This window comes from Vibrio sp. 10N.237.312.B06 (genome assembly GCF_041464685.1).
GTDB lineage: Bacteria > Pseudomonadota > Gammaproteobacteria > Enterobacterales > Vibrionaceae > Vibrio > Vibrio tasmaniensis_A.
The window spans coordinates 19,669-37,793 of the sequence record NZ_JBFSPI010000048.1; the positions used below are offsets into that span (position 1 = coordinate 19,669).

The 18,125-nt window shown below is 43.0% G+C and carries 14 protein-coding genes; 9 read left to right on the forward strand and 5 right to left on the reverse strand.

Annotation, left to right across the window (positions count from 1 at the left end; translation table 11 throughout):
- Positions 1 to 10: 10 nt before the first annotated feature.
- Both AB6C75_RS14105 and AB6C75_RS14110 read left to right on the forward strand, forming a co-directional pair.
- Positions 11 to 2,710 (forward strand): conjugal transfer protein TraG N-terminal domain-containing protein, encoded by a 2,700-nt coding sequence (locus AB6C75_RS14105; protein WP_372108002.1) that lies wholly within the window; start codon positions 11 to 13, stop codon positions 2,708 to 2,710.
- A gap of 88 nt (positions 2,711 to 2,798) precedes the next feature.
- Entirely contained in the window at positions 2,799 to 3,245 is a 447-nt protein-coding gene (locus AB6C75_RS14110; protein ID WP_017082650.1) for a hypothetical protein, read from the forward strand.
- Between the two features lie 167 nt (positions 3,246 to 3,412).
- On the opposite strand, the gene AB6C75_RS14115 is transcribed toward AB6C75_RS14110, so the two are convergent.
- On the reverse strand, positions 3,413 to 3,682 hold the full coding sequence (locus tag AB6C75_RS14115) for a helix-turn-helix domain-containing protein (protein WP_372108003.1): 270 nt from the start codon (positions 3,680 to 3,682) through the stop codon (positions 3,413 to 3,415).
- Between AB6C75_RS14115 and AB6C75_RS14120 the strand changes: the two genes are divergently transcribed.
- The 5 genes from AB6C75_RS14120 (at position 3,650) to AB6C75_RS14140 (ending at position 9,967) form a co-directional block, all read left to right on the forward strand.
- Positions 3,650 to 4,471, forward strand: a complete 822-nt coding sequence (locus tag AB6C75_RS14120) for a restriction endonuclease (RefSeq protein WP_372108004.1) — start codon at positions 3,650 to 3,652, stop codon at positions 4,469 to 4,471. The two genes, AB6C75_RS14115 and AB6C75_RS14120, sit on opposite strands and share 33 nt — an antisense overlap.
- A gap of 406 nt (positions 4,472 to 4,877) precedes the next feature.
- Positions 4,878 to 5,321, forward strand: coding sequence for an antitoxin Xre-like helix-turn-helix domain-containing protein (locus AB6C75_RS14125; protein WP_016800265.1), 444 nt, complete (start codon positions 4,878 to 4,880; stop codon positions 5,319 to 5,321).
- The gene (locus tag AB6C75_RS14130) at positions 5,318 to 5,779 is read left to right on the forward strand and encodes an RES family NAD+ phosphorylase (protein WP_016800264.1); all 462 of its coding nucleotides are present in this window, start codon (positions 5,318 to 5,320) and stop codon (positions 5,777 to 5,779) included. Before AB6C75_RS14125 ends, AB6C75_RS14130 begins: the two co-directional genes overlap by 4 nt.
- A 361-nt stretch (positions 5,780 to 6,140) precedes the next feature.
- Positions 6,141 to 8,738, forward strand: a complete 2,598-nt coding sequence (locus AB6C75_RS14135) for an Ig-like domain-containing protein (protein ID WP_372108005.1) — start codon at positions 6,141 to 6,143, stop codon at positions 8,736 to 8,738.
- A 464-nt stretch (positions 8,739 to 9,202) separates the two neighbouring features.
- Positions 9,203 to 9,967, forward strand: coding sequence for a lysostaphin resistance A-like protein (locus tag AB6C75_RS14140; RefSeq protein WP_372108006.1), 765 nt, complete (start codon positions 9,203 to 9,205; stop codon positions 9,965 to 9,967).
- A 563-nt stretch (positions 9,968 to 10,530) separates the two neighbouring features.
- Here AB6C75_RS14140 and AB6C75_RS14145 read toward each other — a convergent pair.
- Positions 10,531 to 12,840, reverse strand: coding sequence for a dynamin family protein (locus AB6C75_RS14145; protein WP_372108007.1), 2,310 nt, complete (start codon positions 12,838 to 12,840; stop codon positions 10,531 to 10,533).
- Positions 12,841 to 13,043: 203 nt separating this feature from the next.
- On the opposite strand from AB6C75_RS14145, the gene AB6C75_RS14150 reads away from it, so the two are divergent.
- Complete coding sequence (locus AB6C75_RS14150; RefSeq protein WP_136977990.1) at positions 13,044 to 13,871, forward strand: hypothetical protein; 828 nt, start codon at positions 13,044 to 13,046, stop codon at positions 13,869 to 13,871.
- A 252-nt stretch (positions 13,872 to 14,123) separates the two neighbouring features.
- Positions 14,124 to 15,368 (forward strand): ISL3 family transposase, encoded by a 1,245-nt coding sequence (locus tag AB6C75_RS14155; protein WP_372093029.1) that lies wholly within the window; start codon positions 14,124 to 14,126, stop codon positions 15,366 to 15,368.
- A 391-nt stretch (positions 15,369 to 15,759) separates the two neighbouring features.
- On the opposite strand, the gene tnpC is transcribed toward AB6C75_RS14155, so the two are convergent.
- The 3 genes from tnpC to tnpA are packed head-to-tail and all read right to left on the reverse strand — an operon-like array spanning position 15,760 to position 17,854.
- A complete protein-coding gene (tnpC, locus tag AB6C75_RS14160; RefSeq protein WP_372108008.1) occupies positions 15,760 to 17,127 on the reverse strand; it encodes an IS66 family transposase in 1,368 nt (455 codons plus the stop codon).
- Between the two features lie 59 nt (positions 17,128 to 17,186).
- The gene (gene tnpB / locus AB6C75_RS14165) at positions 17,187 to 17,540 is read right to left on the reverse strand and encodes an IS66 family insertion sequence element accessory protein TnpB (protein ID WP_048665051.1); all 354 of its coding nucleotides are present in this window, start codon (positions 17,538 to 17,540) and stop codon (positions 17,187 to 17,189) included.
- A complete protein-coding gene (gene tnpA, locus AB6C75_RS14170; protein WP_017104947.1) occupies positions 17,537 to 17,854 on the reverse strand; it encodes an IS66 family insertion sequence element accessory protein TnpA in 318 nt (105 codons plus the stop codon). The genes tnpB and tnpA overlap by 4 nt, the downstream gene beginning before the upstream one ends.
- Positions 17,855 to 18,125: the final 271 nt, after the last annotated feature.

Genomic DNA, 18,125 nt, shown 5'->3' on the forward strand with positions numbered 1-18,125 from the left:
GAGATCCCCAATGACCTTAGACTTTTATCTCTATGGCGCAGGCCCTCAATTACAACGAGCCTTGAACGCCGTCGCCACTTTTTTTACCACCAACACCTTTGGCTCGTTAATCGAAATCGCCTTACAACTGGCCTTTATCATCAGTGCCACCCTATTTTTTGTGTCTCGAGACGCGAAACATGTGATGCGTTTTATGTTCATTTACTTGGCTATCCCCACTTTTCTTATCAGCATGAAAGCCACCGTCCATATCAATGACGCGCAAAATCCTATGCGCATTTATTACGTGAATAACGTGCCTTACATCGTCGCAATACCCGGTTGGGCGGCCACCACGTTCATGCACGGCTTAACCGAAGGCATTGAAATCGTCTTTAGCAGTACAGAGGATGAAAGCTACAGCTCCTCAGGCATGGTGTTTGGTTCGAATTTATACACGTTGCTTCGTAGCGCCAACGCCGAAACCATTGATCTGCAACGCTATTGGAAAGACTTTTATCACAACTGCATCGTCGGAGACATTCGAATTAACAAAAAATACACCATGCAAAACATCCTGCAAGCACCGGATTTGCTGGGTTTTCTCGCCACAAAATCGATGTCCCCCATTCGTGGGCTCTATAACCCCCAGGGTCAATACAGAACCTGCCGCGACGCGTTTCCTGAACTCACTCAACAATTTGATGAAGAGGCCAATCAAACCATGAATAAACTGGGCGCGTATATCTTGGGACGAGAGAGCAACATCCAATCAACGTTCTTAAGAAACGCCATCGAGAATAGTCACCAAGATTTAATTGGGGTCAGTAACAACGCGGTCGATATTTTAAAACAGAACATGGTCATCAACATGACGCGATGGAACATCGAAAACACGCACCGAGGTATCGCGGCCAACTACGCTTACACCGCCAACCAAATGCAAACCACCACCATGTGGGCCAACATTGGGCTGCAAGCCAAAGAGTTCATTCCAATGATGCACTCGATAGGAGTGATTTTGTTTGTCTGCTTTGGGGCGATCATTGCCATCATTGCCTTGCTGCCACATATGGCGCTGCCTGTCCTTAAAAACTACGTTGGCAGTTTTTTCTATCTGGCCACTTGGCCTATGATATTCACCATCCTCAACGCTATCATGATGTGGTTCTTAGAAGGGGCGACCCAGGGCGCGACACAAGGGTTACGCGGCATTACCCTCTCGAACATGAGCGGCATTGATTACGTCAACACGCGTTACGCCTCCATTACCGGATACTTGATGATGTCCACCCCCGCGATTGCTTTGGCGTTAACCAAGGGCGCAGCGGCCATGATGAGCAGCTTAAACTACCAACTGGCGGGGATGATAAACCAAACCAATGCCCGTACGTCGGCAGCGGCCTCAAGCGGTGACATCAGCCACGGTAATACGCAAATGCAGACCCACACGTTTAATAACGTCAATGGCAATAAGTTTGATACGTCGACATTGCTGAAACAACACGGCAGTACCACTCAAAGCGAAGACGGTATGCTTTCAACGCAATACGGTGATAGAACGGTGTATGACACTAGCCCTACCGCGTCGAATTTCCAGTGGAATGTCGCCAGCTCTAGTCAATACAGTGAAGCGGTGCAAGACTTGCACACTAGCGCTCAATCCAACCTCTCGACACAACAAACGGCCTTGTCACAAAGCACACAAAGTGGCTCTCAATTGATGGCCGATTGGAAAGAGAGTTATTCTTCAACCCAAGGTTACGGTTTAACTCATGGACACGGTGCAACTGCTGCAGCATCAAAAGGCTTAGAGCAGGTCAGCTCCGCCACTGAGCAAGTCAGTGCGGCAACCGGATGGAGCCATGAGAAAGCGAATGCCTTCTTACACTCTGCGTACGGCGGTTATGACGTGAACGCTGGACTGTCAAGCGGCGCTTTCGGTGACGCCGTAGGGTTTAATGGGAGTGTGAACGCGTCCACGGGACAAAAATGGACACAGGAAGACCGCGAAACGCTCAGCAGCATGAGCAACGAACAACAAAGCCAAATGCAAGCCGCTATCGAATCCTACCGCTCTGGTGCCAACCAAACCATCGATGCGAGCAACCGCCTCACGGCCGACGAACGTAATACGGAGATGGGCACTTACGCCACTGGCTTTACGGCGAACTTTAGTGAGACGCAAGGCTTGATAACGTCCACGACACAAGCTCAACAAGAGGTCGATACGCTCAGTCAAGTCAACAGCCAAGAGCATCGTCAAGTGGCGAGCCTAACTGAGAAACTGGAAAAGCCATTCCAAGCGTTTGTTGAAAACGGACGTACGAAAGACGAATCAAGATACATACTCACGGGTCAGAGCGACGATGCTCGCCAAACCCGCGCGAATGAATGGGAAGAATTTAAAACAACCGATACGTTTAAAGATTTTGTGCTCGCCAGCGTACCCACTCAAGATGAGCACGAACAAACCTTTAATCCTGAGCCGACCCAAGCCGAGTGGCAAACGATGGTGGGCGAACAATACAAAGGTAAAGCTCTAGGCAACACCAGCCAAACCGTGATTGAGCAGCATGAACAGCGCGGCGGCACTGAGCATTATTACAACCCCGACAACCACTCACAAATCGTGGATGAAACTCGCGGTCAATTTGAGAGTACCAGTAACCGTGTTGAGCCACCATCAACCTTGCAGCCAACACAGAAGGAGGACCAAACCCGTTCTTAACCTATAAATAATGGTTAATTATTGAGCAATCCAAGTGAGATATCAAAACAACCTAGTATTATACACTGTATAAAATGGAGGATTAGTAATGAATAAATGGATCGTATTAGGCTTAACCACTTTATGTTCGTTTTCAAGCTTAGCCAATAGTCAAATTCCAGAAATCGACCGCATGAGCAGTGGCAAGAACCCTGCAGATATGCGTTACTACGTTGAGCATTATCGAAATCCCGATAGCCCTGAGTATCGAGATTTATTGATTGGGGTTCGTGTTGCTGCGGATACCATAAATCTTTATACCACGCGCTTAGACTCTCGCAATCAACGTATCGATTATTGCTTGCCCATGAAAGATCCCGCCAATCGCGAAACATTATGGGAATGGAAAACCGAAGAGTTGATGGAGCTGATTAATAACCAAATTGAACATAATATTAAAAAATACGGTAAACCAGGCATTAAAGGTTCTATCGGTTATTACTTAGCGATGGGGCTCAAAGAGCAATACCCTTGCCCGGTACAAAAGCAATTTTAAACTGTCGATTTACCCTGCCAAAAGGTTATCCGTTCTTATCATGCTGTTCGCTGTAAACCCCCGTGATATATCACGGGGGTAAATTAGACCAAGCTACTGACTGGCGGCGTTTTTCAAGGTAATGATGGCTACGCCCTCTGCTGTGTCCTAATAGGCTTGATATATACCTATAGGCTTTCAACCAATCCAAGTTCATTACTTGTAATCTGGTTTAATTTTTTGCTGAAACTCCCCCTGTTGATCCCTAACATCCTAGTAGCCTTTGATTGATTACCACGCGTATGAGTTATCAACTCAGTAAACAATGTTTTTAGCACCGTAGGAGTAACCCAAGACATATCCGGGCTAGCTGATTTATTATCAAACCATGTTAGCTCCAGTTCTGCTCGGATAAGTTTTTTCAAATGGTACGAAAACACGATGGAATCATATGGCACTTAATGGACGCTCCATGGTGGTTAAGCGTAGTACTCTCTGCTTGTATTTATTTTGGGCTTTCATACCTATTGCCTAGCTTGGCCGTGGATAGCAATAATTTCATCTTTGAAGCTATTGCTCCAAACTTGCCCTTGATGGCTCCATATTTTACGTTCTTATTTCTTCTCCCCGCACCGATAGCGTTTTTCAAGCAATATCAGAGGAAAAGAAACTATCTCAAGACGAACACTCAGATTAAAATTCAGAGGAATACTTCCCCACTAAATCACCTGACTTGGATCGAATTTGAAAGTTACATCGGAGAATACTTTAAGTCTCAAGGGTATGCGGTCAAACAGTCTTTCGCTCAAAAATCTGATGGCGGTGTTGATATTTGGCTTACAAAAGATAGTGAATTAAGCCTTGTACAATGTAAGCATTGGAAAACTCGCAAAGTGGGTGTGCAAATTCTAAGGGAAATGTACGGTGTCATGATCGCGAACAATGCCAGTAAGATGATTATCGTAACTTCAGGAGACTTTACTTCTGAGGCTGTCACTTTTTCTCTAGATAAGCGCCTGTGGCTAGTCAACGGCAGCGAACTAGTACATATGATTGAAGATGGCCGCAGCTTTCAAAATAAACCATCAATATCGCCCCAAACACACAGGGCAGGCGTCGAATCTATGATTTGCCCTAGTTGCCAATCTAAGCTTGTAATGCGTGTTGCTAAGCGAGGAGCTAAATCTGGTATGTCTTTTTATGGTTGCTCTACGTATCCAAAGTGTCGTTATACTTGCGACTGCTGAGTTTTAATCTATTCGCAAAATACGCTTGTTGTAGCAAGTAATCTTTGATGGCCCGAAAGTTGCTGCTGGCATCTATGCTATTTGGCATGGCCAACAACTGATTTATTGCGGTATCTCTGGAAGACAAGGCTAGGTCTGGCAAGATATTGGAGCAATTACCTCTTTTAAACCCTCTCTAGATGAACCTTGTCCAGTTCTGAGTCAGCATGTCGTCGCGACTCATGTTCTCAATCTCTATTGTCTTCCGACAGTTGGAATTGCGGCGTTTCTTTCTCTGGTAAAATAAAGCAGAGAATGCTCTAACTTACTTGTCGCTCTCCAATTTTCCAAGCTATGTACTTGTAAACTTGCCTACCGCAATCATCTGATACATAATGATACTACCATCTGATAAGGAGTTATTGTTATGTCACAAATGCAAGCATTCAAGCCTGTTAAACAGCCAGCTAGCTTTTGGCAGCAAGTAGGTATTCCATCGCGAGGGGTAACCCTTTATGAGTCTGTTCATAAAGGTCTGGATTTTGATGTTTTTGACAAACTAGCCAAGCACTCTAAATTGGAAAAGAAAGAGTTGGCTACCGCTGTTACAATTCCACCAGCCACACTAAACCGCAGATCGAAAGCGGGACGTTTTAACAAAGACGAAAGTGATCGTTTGTACCGTTTTGCTGAGATATTCAACCAAACCATCAACTTATTTGAAGGTGATATTTTGGCCGCGTGTGAATGGATCAAATCCCCTGTGGTTGGTTTGGGTAATCGCCGCCCTATCGATATGGTTGCCACAACTGCTGAATCAGAGGGTGTGCTAAACCTAATTGGACGATTAGAGCATGGGGTATTTTCTTGATCACTTTGTACCGAATCGTAAAGGAAAAGTGGGAAGAGTCAGCTTTCGATGGCGAAGGCTCCAGACTGTACGGAGGGCGTTGGAATTCTATTGGACGGTCTGCGGTTTATGTTGCGGCGTCAGAGTCACTTGCCATTTTAGAAATCTTGGTTCATCTCAAAAATACCAAAGTACTTGAAAATTATGTCTTGTTTACGTTGGAACTGGATGAAGCCGATGCTTTGGTCCTTGAAAATGACGACTTACCGGACAACTGGAATGAAGAGCCAGCCCCGCTTCAGACAGCCGAAATAGGTGATCAATGGTTATCGAGCTATTCAAGCTTGGCGCTGGCGATCCCATCGGTGATTGTGCCTCGCGAACAAAACTATGTGCTCAACACAAAACATCCAGGTTATCCAAAACTCATCAAAACGGCCAAAAAACACGAAATTTCTTTCGATACCCGGCTTCTATAAATCAGCGATTCCCACTGTAAATGTCCGAGGACATTAAAGTTTGTCAGTTCCAATAAAGTCTGTTCATTTCCAATATAGTTTGATCTGTTTTTGGCTACATCAAGTTAGACGGCGAAGATAAGTTAAACCACTTTCTGCCCCAAAACGTTCTAGAACCCATCTAGATCGTAATAGAACTAGCTAATGTGTAAAGCAAACACATTACTTTGAAAAAACTCCCGTCCGCACCCAAGTATACACATCTCCAAAAGTCATTACTTAGGGAGAGTTGTGATATTCTTATATATGAGCTAAGTTGTTGGTTACAAGTAACTTAAAAAAATCTGGGCTTAGTTTTTTCATGGATATCAAGGATGGTAATATGACTCCAAAGTCAATAATTTTATTTGGACTACTTTTTAGCTCTTTGAGCGTACAATCTGCCACTTATACGGTAACAACAAGTAGTGATCAAGGCATGGGCTCACTTCGAGATTTCATCGAAAAGGCCAATGCTAATCCTGGTTTAGATACTATCGAAATACCGGCTTCATATAATGCACAAGCACCTATCTCGCCTAATTTGGGTGAAGTCCCTTCAGGTCAAACCGACAACCGAATGACAATTACTGATGATATTATCATTCGAGGATTAGGCGATGATTATGTCCACATTAATGACCATCAACGCTGGGTTTCTGATACTGGCTCATTTAATACTGGTTATCCGAATGATCCTAACAATCTGATTCTAAGATCATCTGGTCTTTTATTTGACATCAATCCTCGAAATACCGCAGGGCGCCCCATTGATGTCACCATTGAAAATGTGTGGGCAGAACACATGTCAGGTTTTATCTTTTCCGATAACGCTAATGTAACACTCAATAACGTTATCCTATATAAGATAGTGCCTAGGCAAGGAGAGGCATCCATCATGTCTACTCAAGATGGCATTGTTACAATAAAAGATTCATTTATATTCGAAAATCTTGGCCCAAGATCAGCACCTACCCTTATTTTTAATAGTAATGTTTTTATTGAAAACACGGCTTTTGAATCTAATGGACCATTGGATGAAAACACAGCGAGTCATGTTATTCAAGTTAGTCAAGATAGTTCAGGCAGCACAACGGCAGTCATCAAAGATAGTATATTTAAAGGCTTATTTAATTCTACTTTTAGATTTAATGAAGCTGATACACAAATTATAAATACTTTATTTGATGGAAGGGATGCTAATAGAGGTTGGCCAATCTATGTCAATAAAGGAAAATTGACGCTAACCAATAGCACGCTGTATTATCCGACTATTACTAAAAATGTAGACCCTGCTACTTACAAAGCGACCCATATAGAGTTAATCAATAGTGCTCAACTTATAGCCAATAACAATCTACTCATTACAGTCGATGGTGTAAATAATGTTGGCTCTGCAATTTATCCAACAGATTGGGACGATACAACTATTTACCCATTGGCAGAGAACAATGATAACTTTATTTCGTCACCTGGTGTCGATGATACCCCTAACACTGGCCTGTCACTTGCAGGGTGCGTTACAACTAATTGTTTCGTTCCAAACTCGCTTTCAATAGCCCTTGTTGATAAAGGCGACGACGATAAAGCGCTATATGACGATGGTAGCTCAATCACATCAGATTACCTCAAACAAACCCGCCCGCAGGGGTTGAGAATCGACATTGGCGCATTCGAAAAACATGAATCTCTTTATGCTCACCCAGATAGCTATGAGGTTGATCAAGATACTAAGTTGATTGTCTCTAGTCAAAATGGAGTGCTTAAAAATGATACCAATGAAAACTCAGCACCCGCTGCATTAGACCAAGATGCTTTGTATGGAAGTGTCACATTGAATGCTGACGGTAGTTTTGAGTATCAACCTGATGCTGATTATTATGGCAATGATGAATTTTATTATTCAATCAATACTAGCCAAGCAAAAGTATCAATAACAATTCTCTCCACAGGTTGGACTCTTATCCCTAACAATGCTGCGCCAGTTGCTAATAATGATAGCTACTCACTTTACGCAGACAGTATTGATACTATTGTTGCACCAGGTGTGTTGCTTAACGATACAGATGACGCGAATACACAAGCTCCTTTTTATGCCGATTTAACTGCGCGAATCTATAAACAACCAATGCATGGGTCGGTAACACTTAAGGAGACTGGTGAATTCATTTACACGCCTGACGCTGGTTTTATAGGCGATGATAGCTTTGAATATGATGTTACAGATATTGGAACAAGACATAGTTACCCTGCTACCGTTAATCTTCATATTCAAGCCGGTGTTCCTTATGGGGGGAAGGTTATCGCGGGAACCAGCAGTGGTGGTTCTATAGGGTTCTTAAGCACGCTGCTATTGACGATACTCGCACTGTTTAGACATCAAAAGTCACTTGCCGTTAAAGTGGTCGTCCCACTATTGTTAAGTGTTTCTCCTTTCGCTCATTCTGCAGAAGAGAATAACGGAATATATGTAACAGCTAATCCTGGGATTTCATGGTTAGAGCCAGATACTGACCACAACGCGTGGAGTCAGGAAAGTAACAGTCAGTTTTCTTTCGGAAGTAGCTTAGGGTACCAATTTGATAATAACGCGAGTATCCAGTTTACTTATCGTTGGCTAAATAGTGTCGATTTGAAAGCAGAACATACGCAATATAATGATATGACGGTCGATTACCAACATTACAGCTTTAACTTTGTTTATCGAGTTACGCAGCTTTGGGGCGATAAATTCGCCCCGTACTTCAGTTTGGGCTTAGGTTATCTTGATGCAAGTTCGAACCACGCGGAAGATTTCGAGGTGGAGGATAATGTTCACCCCAACATAGGCGTCGGCGTGAATGTATTGGACTTTGGTCAAATTAAGTCAGATCTACAATGGCATCATTTAGCAGGTGATGTTGATACCCTCGAACTCGTGTTTTCTTATTACTTCAAGTAATTCAACTAAGAACAGTGCTTTTAGCTGTTCTTAGCCAGAGCTATCAGTTAGCACCTCTTCATACATAATTTAAGGGTATTACGGTTGCTCCCTGCGATGATTTGGAATTGTTCATCAATTGGGAGCACCCAGTATCTGACCTTTCCAATCAATACAATGCAATGAGTTAAGGGACTTTTACACTTGCATTTATTCATGACTCGCTAACTTAGCAAAGGCATTAACAAGCTTCTGTCCAGAGACGTATTATGCCGCCATGCTTTGGGACAAGAACGCCTCAGTGCTATGACTCTAAAACGCGTGTGCCTCAAAATCCGTCAGAGTTAAACCCATACATATCCTGTTCCAGTTTTTCACCAGATTATTTAGTCGTGAAGATCTCGATACGATTGAAATTAATGTGAGGCGGATGATATAAATGTAATCTTTAAATGCAGGAATTAATAAATTTAGATATGGTACAAATGGATAACTTTCCCACCGTAGGACTTAAAACCTCGTTACCCATAAGCATATTGGCACTTGCCTTATATTACTTATGGGGCGACATGGGTTTTAATGATCTTCGAGGCCTTTTTGGGATGGTGGCGTTTGTGATGATGCTTACTTTAAAGAAGAGTGAAAATAGCCTCTTTTCAGTAACTCCACAAGTTTCCTCTTTTACTCATCATGTATTCCCAATTACTGTGCTAGCGATTGGCGTGGCTTGTATCACGTTGTTCTATATGGAATTTATCCGGCAATATGTCACGGGACAAGAAGTCGACTATATCGTAGGATTTCTCGTTAGTGGTGAACTGGAAGTAAGCGAGAAACTAAATTATCTTTTCGAAACCGTTATATTAGCTCCGTTATCAGAGGAGTTTTTCTTCAGGTTTATCTTGCTAAGTAGCATATGCTTACTTTTGAGAAACAAGTTTGTAGGCGTAATTTTATCGTCACTCTTATTCGCCTACGGCCATGAAGACCCTGTCGTTGCTTTTTCTCTAGGTATCACTGCATCAATAGTTCTACTGAAATACATGAGTATATATAGCGCTATAATTTTTCATACGATTTATAATTTGTGGATATATACAGTGGAAGTTTTTATCGTACCCGCATTTTTCTTTAATGATTGGGACTTTGCACCAAGTGGGAACATCGGAACAATCGTTTCTATAATGGCATTAGCTGTATCTTTTTTGGCACTATTGATTATTAAACGCAAGGAAAAATCAATACAATAAGGTTTTAGCAACCGCTTCATCACTATATGGACTGAGGCAATAATCAATGAAATCAACACACTTATCAACACCTCGATAGTAAAGTTGCTGACACACTTTTGTCCAAGAGTTTCTTTGGTTGAATTTTTACCCTTGGCACTTTCTAGCTCGAAAGTGCCCCTTTTCCATTTAGAGTTATCATTCATTCACAAACTGTAAACCGGATTTTGCCCTATCTGATGTTATGCGAAGCAAGGCTTGCCCTTTGAAATAGTTTGGAAAAATACCTATAACGACTGATAGTTTTAGCTTTTCCTTAACTCTGAAAATATCACAGGCTTTATGACGATGCTGAACCATAACCATAGCTTTGATGGTAAGAAATATTTGGAAATAATTGCTATAGGTGAGCTGAGTAAATTACCCGCAGTACGCCAACATATTGAAAGTAGGTCAATTTATCAGGTGTAGGAACACCAATCGGCTGAAGCTAAGAGCGTTGAGATGACTTTTTTATAATAGAGAAATAGTGAATTTGAGCCACAAGTCTAACTTGTGACTCTATTTTTTTCAGTGATAGCTAATTACTGCAACTTAATATGGTTATGCTTTATAGCAAATTTAATCCTATCGATAACAGACATGCACCTCTCTAGAGATTCAATATCGTACTCAGTATTCGCCTCTTTGCGCAACTTATCAATGTAGCTATCAGTATCTTTGATAAGGCCATTGATGCCACAACGAACCGCCTCGCCCGTGTTATCCCAGTACTTGGTAATAGGTGATTTCAACTTAGATTCAACGTCGTTTTTATTTAGTTGGTCACGAACTTTCTTACCTAAACTTGTTTGCCAATCACGACCAACTAAGCGATAGATGGCGTAGCCAAGAGCTCCAGCAATAGCTGCTCCTACTACGACAGGGCCACCTATTGCAGATACGAATGAGGTGGCAGTCGTAACACTACCAGTAATGCCAAGCGAGGTTAACCACCCACCAACTTGAGCAACCAGTATGTAAGCTCCGAGGTTACTGGCAATAGTGGTAGATACATATAGCGACATAGCGCCTAAACTGCCAAGTCCAGTTAAACCACCAATGAAAGCAGCCTTAGCGTCAAAAGTAGACACATTAATACCACCAATCCCCTCAACGGATTCAGCATCCCCCTTACCTACATTAACCATATTTGGGGCAGCTTTTTGCCAACGCTCAAGCAGTAAGTCCAGTTCATTATTGAAGTTAGCACCGCTTGTCTTAAGCGTTTGCTCTACCTTAGAGCTGAGCTTTTGTCCTACTAGTGCTCCGATATTGCTGCTTGCGTCTTTCTTGTCTTCAAAATGCGAGCGAATCAAACTAGCGAGCCCTTCTGCGTTCATGCTAGCGTTATAATAGTTGACTACTTTTTCTGAATCTTCGCATTTGCGCAGAGAGCAAGATGCGATTAGCTCTTCAAAACGGCCAATAATCACTGTTGACTCCAAGCGGAACTTAGCCTCTTGTTCATCAAGCGCCTTTACTCGGGAGTCAACATCTTGCTTTTTTACCGATAGTTCCCCACTAGCCTCTGTGAGCACTTTAATCAGTTGTTTGTTTAGTCGGTCAATAGCATTGTCTACGATAACAGAATGGTTATCAGTTAGATGATTAGCGACCTTAATGACCTCTGAAACCATATCTGTGCGGTAATCATCATTTTCGCGCCAGAACGGGAAGGTGCGGTCAACCAGATCCATAGGCTTAGGAAGTGCTTGAATGTGACCATCTTCGAGCCAGTTTTCAAATATCAGCTCATTCAAAGGCTTTTTAAGGCGCTTGAAGGCACTATTTTTAGCTTGGTTGATTTGATCTAAGGTGATTGCCGAATGGCAATGAGACGAAATGATTGTCACATGCTCAAGTGGGCGATCTGAGTTAACAGGCGGACGCTGGCGCACGATTTGACTAAAGAACGCAAAGTCCTTTGAATCAAAGAAACCACTAAACCGAGAGACAAAGACTAAGCCATCAATTAGCTCAACACCAGCTAGTGCTTTTTCTGTATCACCTGTTTCATCATCATTTAGGTGTCCCGGCGTGTCCAGTAGCCAAACGTGTTTAAGTATCTCAGCCGTTGTGAACACCATAGCGATGTATGCATCTTCGTTTGTGCCCTCATCGTAATCATGAACACCTAGTTTTCGTAATAATGAAAAATCGCCCTTTTCAATGAGAAAATCTTTAACCAACTCAGGATCGTGAACCATGTGAGGTAGGAAGCCTTTCTTAAATACGGCAACGTTGCATTCTTTAAGTGTTTTTGGCTTGTCGTCTTCATGAAGGATAAGGTTAACAACACTCGTTGCTGGCTGGTAACACTCCGGCAAGATATCTGAATTCAATAATGTGTTAAGTATCGTAGTCTTACCGACATCATAATGACCAAACATCCCGATCACAGGTTTTCGATTAAGCCCCTTTAGGTTTTCTACAGCGCCATTTAACTTAACATCTAGGTTGAGCTCCTTGAGGTAAGATTCATTGCTGCTTTCTAAGATACCAATAGCGTCACGAACACGGCTTAGTGCGCCATTTATCTGCTCTGCAATGTACTGCTTACTGGTATTTTGTAGACTTAGCGCCATAGTTGTTACTCCTAGTTGAGCGGATAGTTCTTTTAGTTTTGAGTAGAAGTCCGCAGGTGTTTGGCCTACAGCTATCATATAGGCGGCTATACCCTCAGTTGTTGTTTTCAAAGGGCTTTTTTCTATGCGCGACACAGCGCGTTGATCAAGAAGGCGTGCGCCACCAACCCCATTTGAGCGGTTTGCAACATCATTCTGAGAAAGATCGGCTTTATATCTTAATAGCAAGAGATAATCGATCATCATTTGCGCTAATTGCTCTTTCATATTGTTCAACCTGTTTCACCTTTGCTTATTAATATTGCAGCAAAAAACAGAACATGCAACAGAGTCAGACGAATTTAACTAATTAGGATGCAGGTAGTGTGCGCAAGTAAGACAAAAATGAGTAAACGGATTGCATTGTCGCTTATATGTGCTAATTTGCAATGCGTATGCGTGAATATCGAATATGAACTAAAGGAGATGTTATGGAGCTTGTGGAGTGCAGTGACCTAATTCACAATGATATCAGGTGTTTATTGGCTGGAATTGATACATCCACCACACAAATGGAATCGTTTCTGATTTCTCTATCGAAGGAATGGGAGAAACAAATAGAGAAAGATGAGACGTTAAAGGAAAAGGTCGGTAAAGAGAATAGAGATAGAGTTTTAGCTGCAATGATGGCTGCTCTGGATGGACAGGGTAAGAATCATCCAAAGCAAGTGGAGTTCAATCCTACCTCACTAGTGGACTTAATATTGCAGTACTGTAAAGGTGAGATAAAGTCTTTCTGGAACTTCTACATTGAAATCGAAGATGAAATAGCTGATGGCTGTAAGTATGTTCTTACGGAGAAAGATATATGCCTAGGAAGCAAGAAGGCAAAGAAAAAGGTAGATAATGCCATCAAAGAGTATGCGCATGCCCCAAGTGGTTTAAGTAATTCCTATGACATTAAGGAGTACATCCCTAGTTATGACGTTTGGGAGTCAGATATCCTCGTAAAGTTCGACACGACTGTATTTGGTTCCGGTAAGACAGGTATCTGCTTTACAAACAACTTTGTTGTATTTAAAGGGATTTCTACCATCCCTCACTCACTCTACTATTACAGAAAGATTGACAAGATTTCTGTAGATCAGGATGACAAAGAGCTAATCATTAAAGGCTTATCTTCAACAGGAGATACTGGCGATTATTTCAAGTACATCTGTTACAATATTAATGATGAATTATCAAAGGTGGTTGATTGCGTTAATGAATATATTTCTCAGCCAGCGCTAAAAGTCGTAAAACATCTTGAAGCATTGTGATTTTGCCCTCACTTTTCCCTGATAGATACAGATAGTAGAAATAGTCAGTTTGTACGACTCCAATTGGGCTGTTTAAAACAGTCTCTAATGTAAATTCAAGTAAGTATCGTTCCTGAGGCTGTGCTTGCTTGATACCACGCGTACTCTAGGAAAAGTGGCTCTTCTCCGCTTTGTTGAGTCATAACGCAATAATTCTGACTTCTACCATACTGACTAATAACCCTTTTTTAGTCAGTATGGATGGATCCTATTTTGACCCAGTTACTTTCTCAGCTTTTACATATCCAGGGGCAGGCAATCCAGTCGATTAAGGTCGATGAATCCACTCAAACTGTTGACGTTTACTGTCGTCGAGACCGACGATTTAAAGTGACTGACCCAAAATCTAACCAAGCTTGCACCGTCAATACTTACGTTTCTCGAACCATTTATGACTTGCCGATAAGTGGCCGGTGTTGTCGAATTCATATTGAGCTTGCGCAGGTCCGTACAACCGAAGGTGAGCGACGTATTGAAGAGTGTGACTTTGTTGAAAAAGGCGTACGTTATTCCAAACGATTCTGTGAACAAATTAGTGGCTTGTGCCGTCATATGCCCATCAGTGTGGTTGCGAGACACTATGGACTTCGCTGGGAAACGATTAAGAATATTGACAAGGCGTCGCTGCATCGAACGTTGCCACCCTCTGAGCCGTCAAAACTCCGTGGATTAAAACGGATTGGCGTTGATGAAGTCGCAAAAGCCAAAGGGCACGACTATATGACAGTGGTGTATGACATGGATAACGGCCAATTGATTTGGGTCGAGCATGGTCGTACACACCGCGTGCTTGAAGTCTTTCTCACACAACTTACCGAACAAACTGCCCAAGGGATTCAGGCCGTTGCAATGGATATGGGGAAGGCTTACCAAAAAGCCGTCAGAGAAAATCTGCCGAATGCTGACATCGTTTTTGACCGATTCCATGTCGTCCAACAATATAGCCAACTCATTCGACGAGAGCGTTCGTATGAGTTCAAAAAAGCGCTCTGTAGAGAAGATAAAACGCTGATTAAAGGCTCGCTTTACCTTCTATTGAAGAATCCAGAAAGGCTGTCAGAAAAACAAACGGACAAACTGAAAATGTTACTCAAAGCCAATCGCCGTCTGAGTGAAATCTACGTTCTTAAAGAGCAGCTAAAAAGTATCTGGCGAGCGGAAACCTATCGACAAATGACTTATCGTTTAGACGCTTGGTGTCAGTTAGCCAATGCCACAAGAATAATGAGCGTGCAAGGTTTTGTATCCATGCTTCAAGACCATAAAGAAGGCATCTGTAACTTTGCAAAGTATGACCGATTAACCAGCGCCATAATCGAAGCTGGCAATGTATCAATAGGATTGTTGCGCAGAAGAGCACGAGGGATCAGAGATACCGAGTACTTCAAACTGAAGATCAAACAGCTTTCAGTACCTGAGGTGAATTCAATGTTATATCCTTCTGTCAAGCTCATCTAAGCGGAGAAGAGCCCAAAAAGTAATGAACTTCTAAGGGATATCAGTACCGTCCGATTAGTACGAAAATGCAGAAGGAAAGAAAAAACTTAAGCTAGCTCCAATTTCTAATCACAGCAAAAGGTCTGCTTTTGGCAGACCTTGCCAATATATGTACGAGTAGTCATATAGTTAAGAGTTTTGATTTTTCAACTTGTTGCCTGCTAAGCCCACATTGAGCCAATTCATTAATAATGCTAGTAACATGCGTGAACTTAGATTTTCCGTAATGCGCTCTATTTCGAGCACAAGATATTAGTAGTTTTGATTTTGCTCTAGATAACGCTACAAATATAGTAGAACGTTCTTCATCCAGTTTTTTCGTATCCGCCCCACGAACCCACGGGGCGACTTGTCAGTGTTTGAAGTTCCAAGGTAGGAGTGCGTCGATATCAGGCTCTGCTTTCGCCAACTCTTTCATGCACTTGACCATGTAGTCGTAGAGAATAAGGCCGTTGGCTTTCGCGGTCTCGATGATGCTGTAAAGCATCGCGCTCGCATTAGCACCGTTTGGTGTATTAGAGAATAGCCAGTTCTTCCTGCCAATAACCAGCGGTTTAATTGCGCGTTCAGCGCGATTATTATCGATAGATAAGTGGCCATCGTCGATATAACGAGTGAGCTTTGACCACTGCCCGAGCGTGTATTTTATCGCTTTGCCCGACTTACCTTTCCCTTGAAGCTTCTTCGCGTCCATGAACTTGCGACGAGCATGCGCTAAGCACCCCACATTGGTGACTTGATGAAGTCCATCATAAGCAGCGTAGCCATCGGTTTGTAGATAACCGTTGTAGTCACCTAAAAAGGCAATAGGGCACGCCCTCGCGCGACTGTTTTGATAGTCGTACAAGGCGATATTTTTCACATTAGGCAGTGCGGCTTCGGGCGAGTCAGCGCCCGAGCAGTAGAGCCACATATAACACTTCTTCTCTTCCTTGAGCACATTGAGCGGCGTTTCATCCGCCTGAACCACCACTTGCTGAACTAGGTACTTCTTCAAGGCGGCATACAGCGGGGCGAACTTCTCGCTGACTTGGATAACCCACCTTGCCATGGTGGTGCGTGATAACTCGATACCCGACTGGGTAAACAGCGATTCTTGGCGATAAAGTGGCATCGCATACTGGTATTTGCCAAGAATGATGTTGGCCAGCAAGCTTTCTGTGGCGAAGCTTTTAGGGATGAGACTCTGAGGGGATGGCTTCTGAACGATATGGCTGCTGTCGCCTGTTTTCTCGCACTGGCGGCAAGCGTACTTAGGGCGAACATATTCCAACACCTTGAGTACCGCAGGCGTGAACTCTAGCTTCTCGCTGCGGTCTTCACCGATTTTATGCAGGCCATGATTACAACAAGAACACTGCTTTTCATGGTCGTCTAAATCGAGTTCGATAACCTCACGAGGTAAGGTCTTAGGCAGAGGTTTACGTTTACCACGCTTTTTCGTTGTGATCGTGGTTGTCACCTCAACTTCTTCTTCCTTAACGGCTTCACATTCCGCTTCGTTGAAGAGGTCACCTTGTGATTCATCGTAAGGCTTTAACGCCTCCGAGCGTTTAGCGAACTGGCGGTCGAAGGCGAGTTTGAGTTGTTCAAGCAGCGATTGGCGCTCTTGTTGCCATTGCGATTCCTTCTGCTCTTGCGAGAGCATCAGGGCTTTCACCATCGCTTGTAGCTCGGCAATATCTTGGCTTTCTGGGTTGATATTTGGCGTCTTTTCCATGGCATTGATTATACTAAAATCGTGCCGTTAACGCTTGGTATATAAGGCTTTATTCTCGATTAGCTCATTGTAAAATCGTTTATTTTTACGGGTTCATGGCCGATAATTGTGAAGCCAGAAAGCAGTCTATCAAGCTCAAATTGAGTGAGGGTAAACACCTGATTTTTCTCTTTTGAAGGCCACTTATACTTGGCTTTTTCAAGGCGTTTATACCAGAGGGCGAAGCCTGTTTTATCCCAGTACAGTACCTTAATCTTATCTCGCTGTTTATTGGTAAACAGGAACAGCGCACCGCTGCCAAGAGGTAAGCCCGTATCATTTTCGATAATCGCTGCAAGACCGTTGATGGACTTTCTAAAATCGACGCTTTCACGATAAAGGTAAATGTCTGGAGCGCTGAGCATACCTTTCATGACAACGCTCCAATGAGTTCAGCAAGATAGGTCGCTGGCGTACCTTGAGGAATGCTCAGCTCCACATCATTGATGAGAAGTGTCATGTTAGCCGTAGCTATCTGGGCCTGATACTTGGTTGTCTTTTCGACGATTTCGGCTTTAACAAATCCGACAGATTCCGATTGGTTTACTGTTTGGAGTTGACGCCGCTTGGCGAAGAACGTGGATAAACTCAGTCCATGCTCTTCGCAAAAAGCGCGTTGGGTAACACTGCTGCTCTCATATTGTTCAAACAGTGATTGCCATTCTAGGTTGGTGCGTCGTTTTGCCATTTCAACTCTCCTTTGGGTTGGAGAGTTGATCTTATTCTTCGCGCTGAAAGATTAGAATGCGGGGTTTATGGCGCGTTTACTATGTAAGAGTGATGAGAGGTGAGTTAAGCTACAATGACGCCTTAGACATGGCATTAGAAGCAGGTGAAAAACGTGATTATGATCCAGCTCGGATCCATATGATATGTGACATATATTTCTCTAAGCTATCTAAACCAGTTAAATGACCTCCGGCGGAGCCGGAGGCTTATTGGGTGACGCCCTCTAAGGG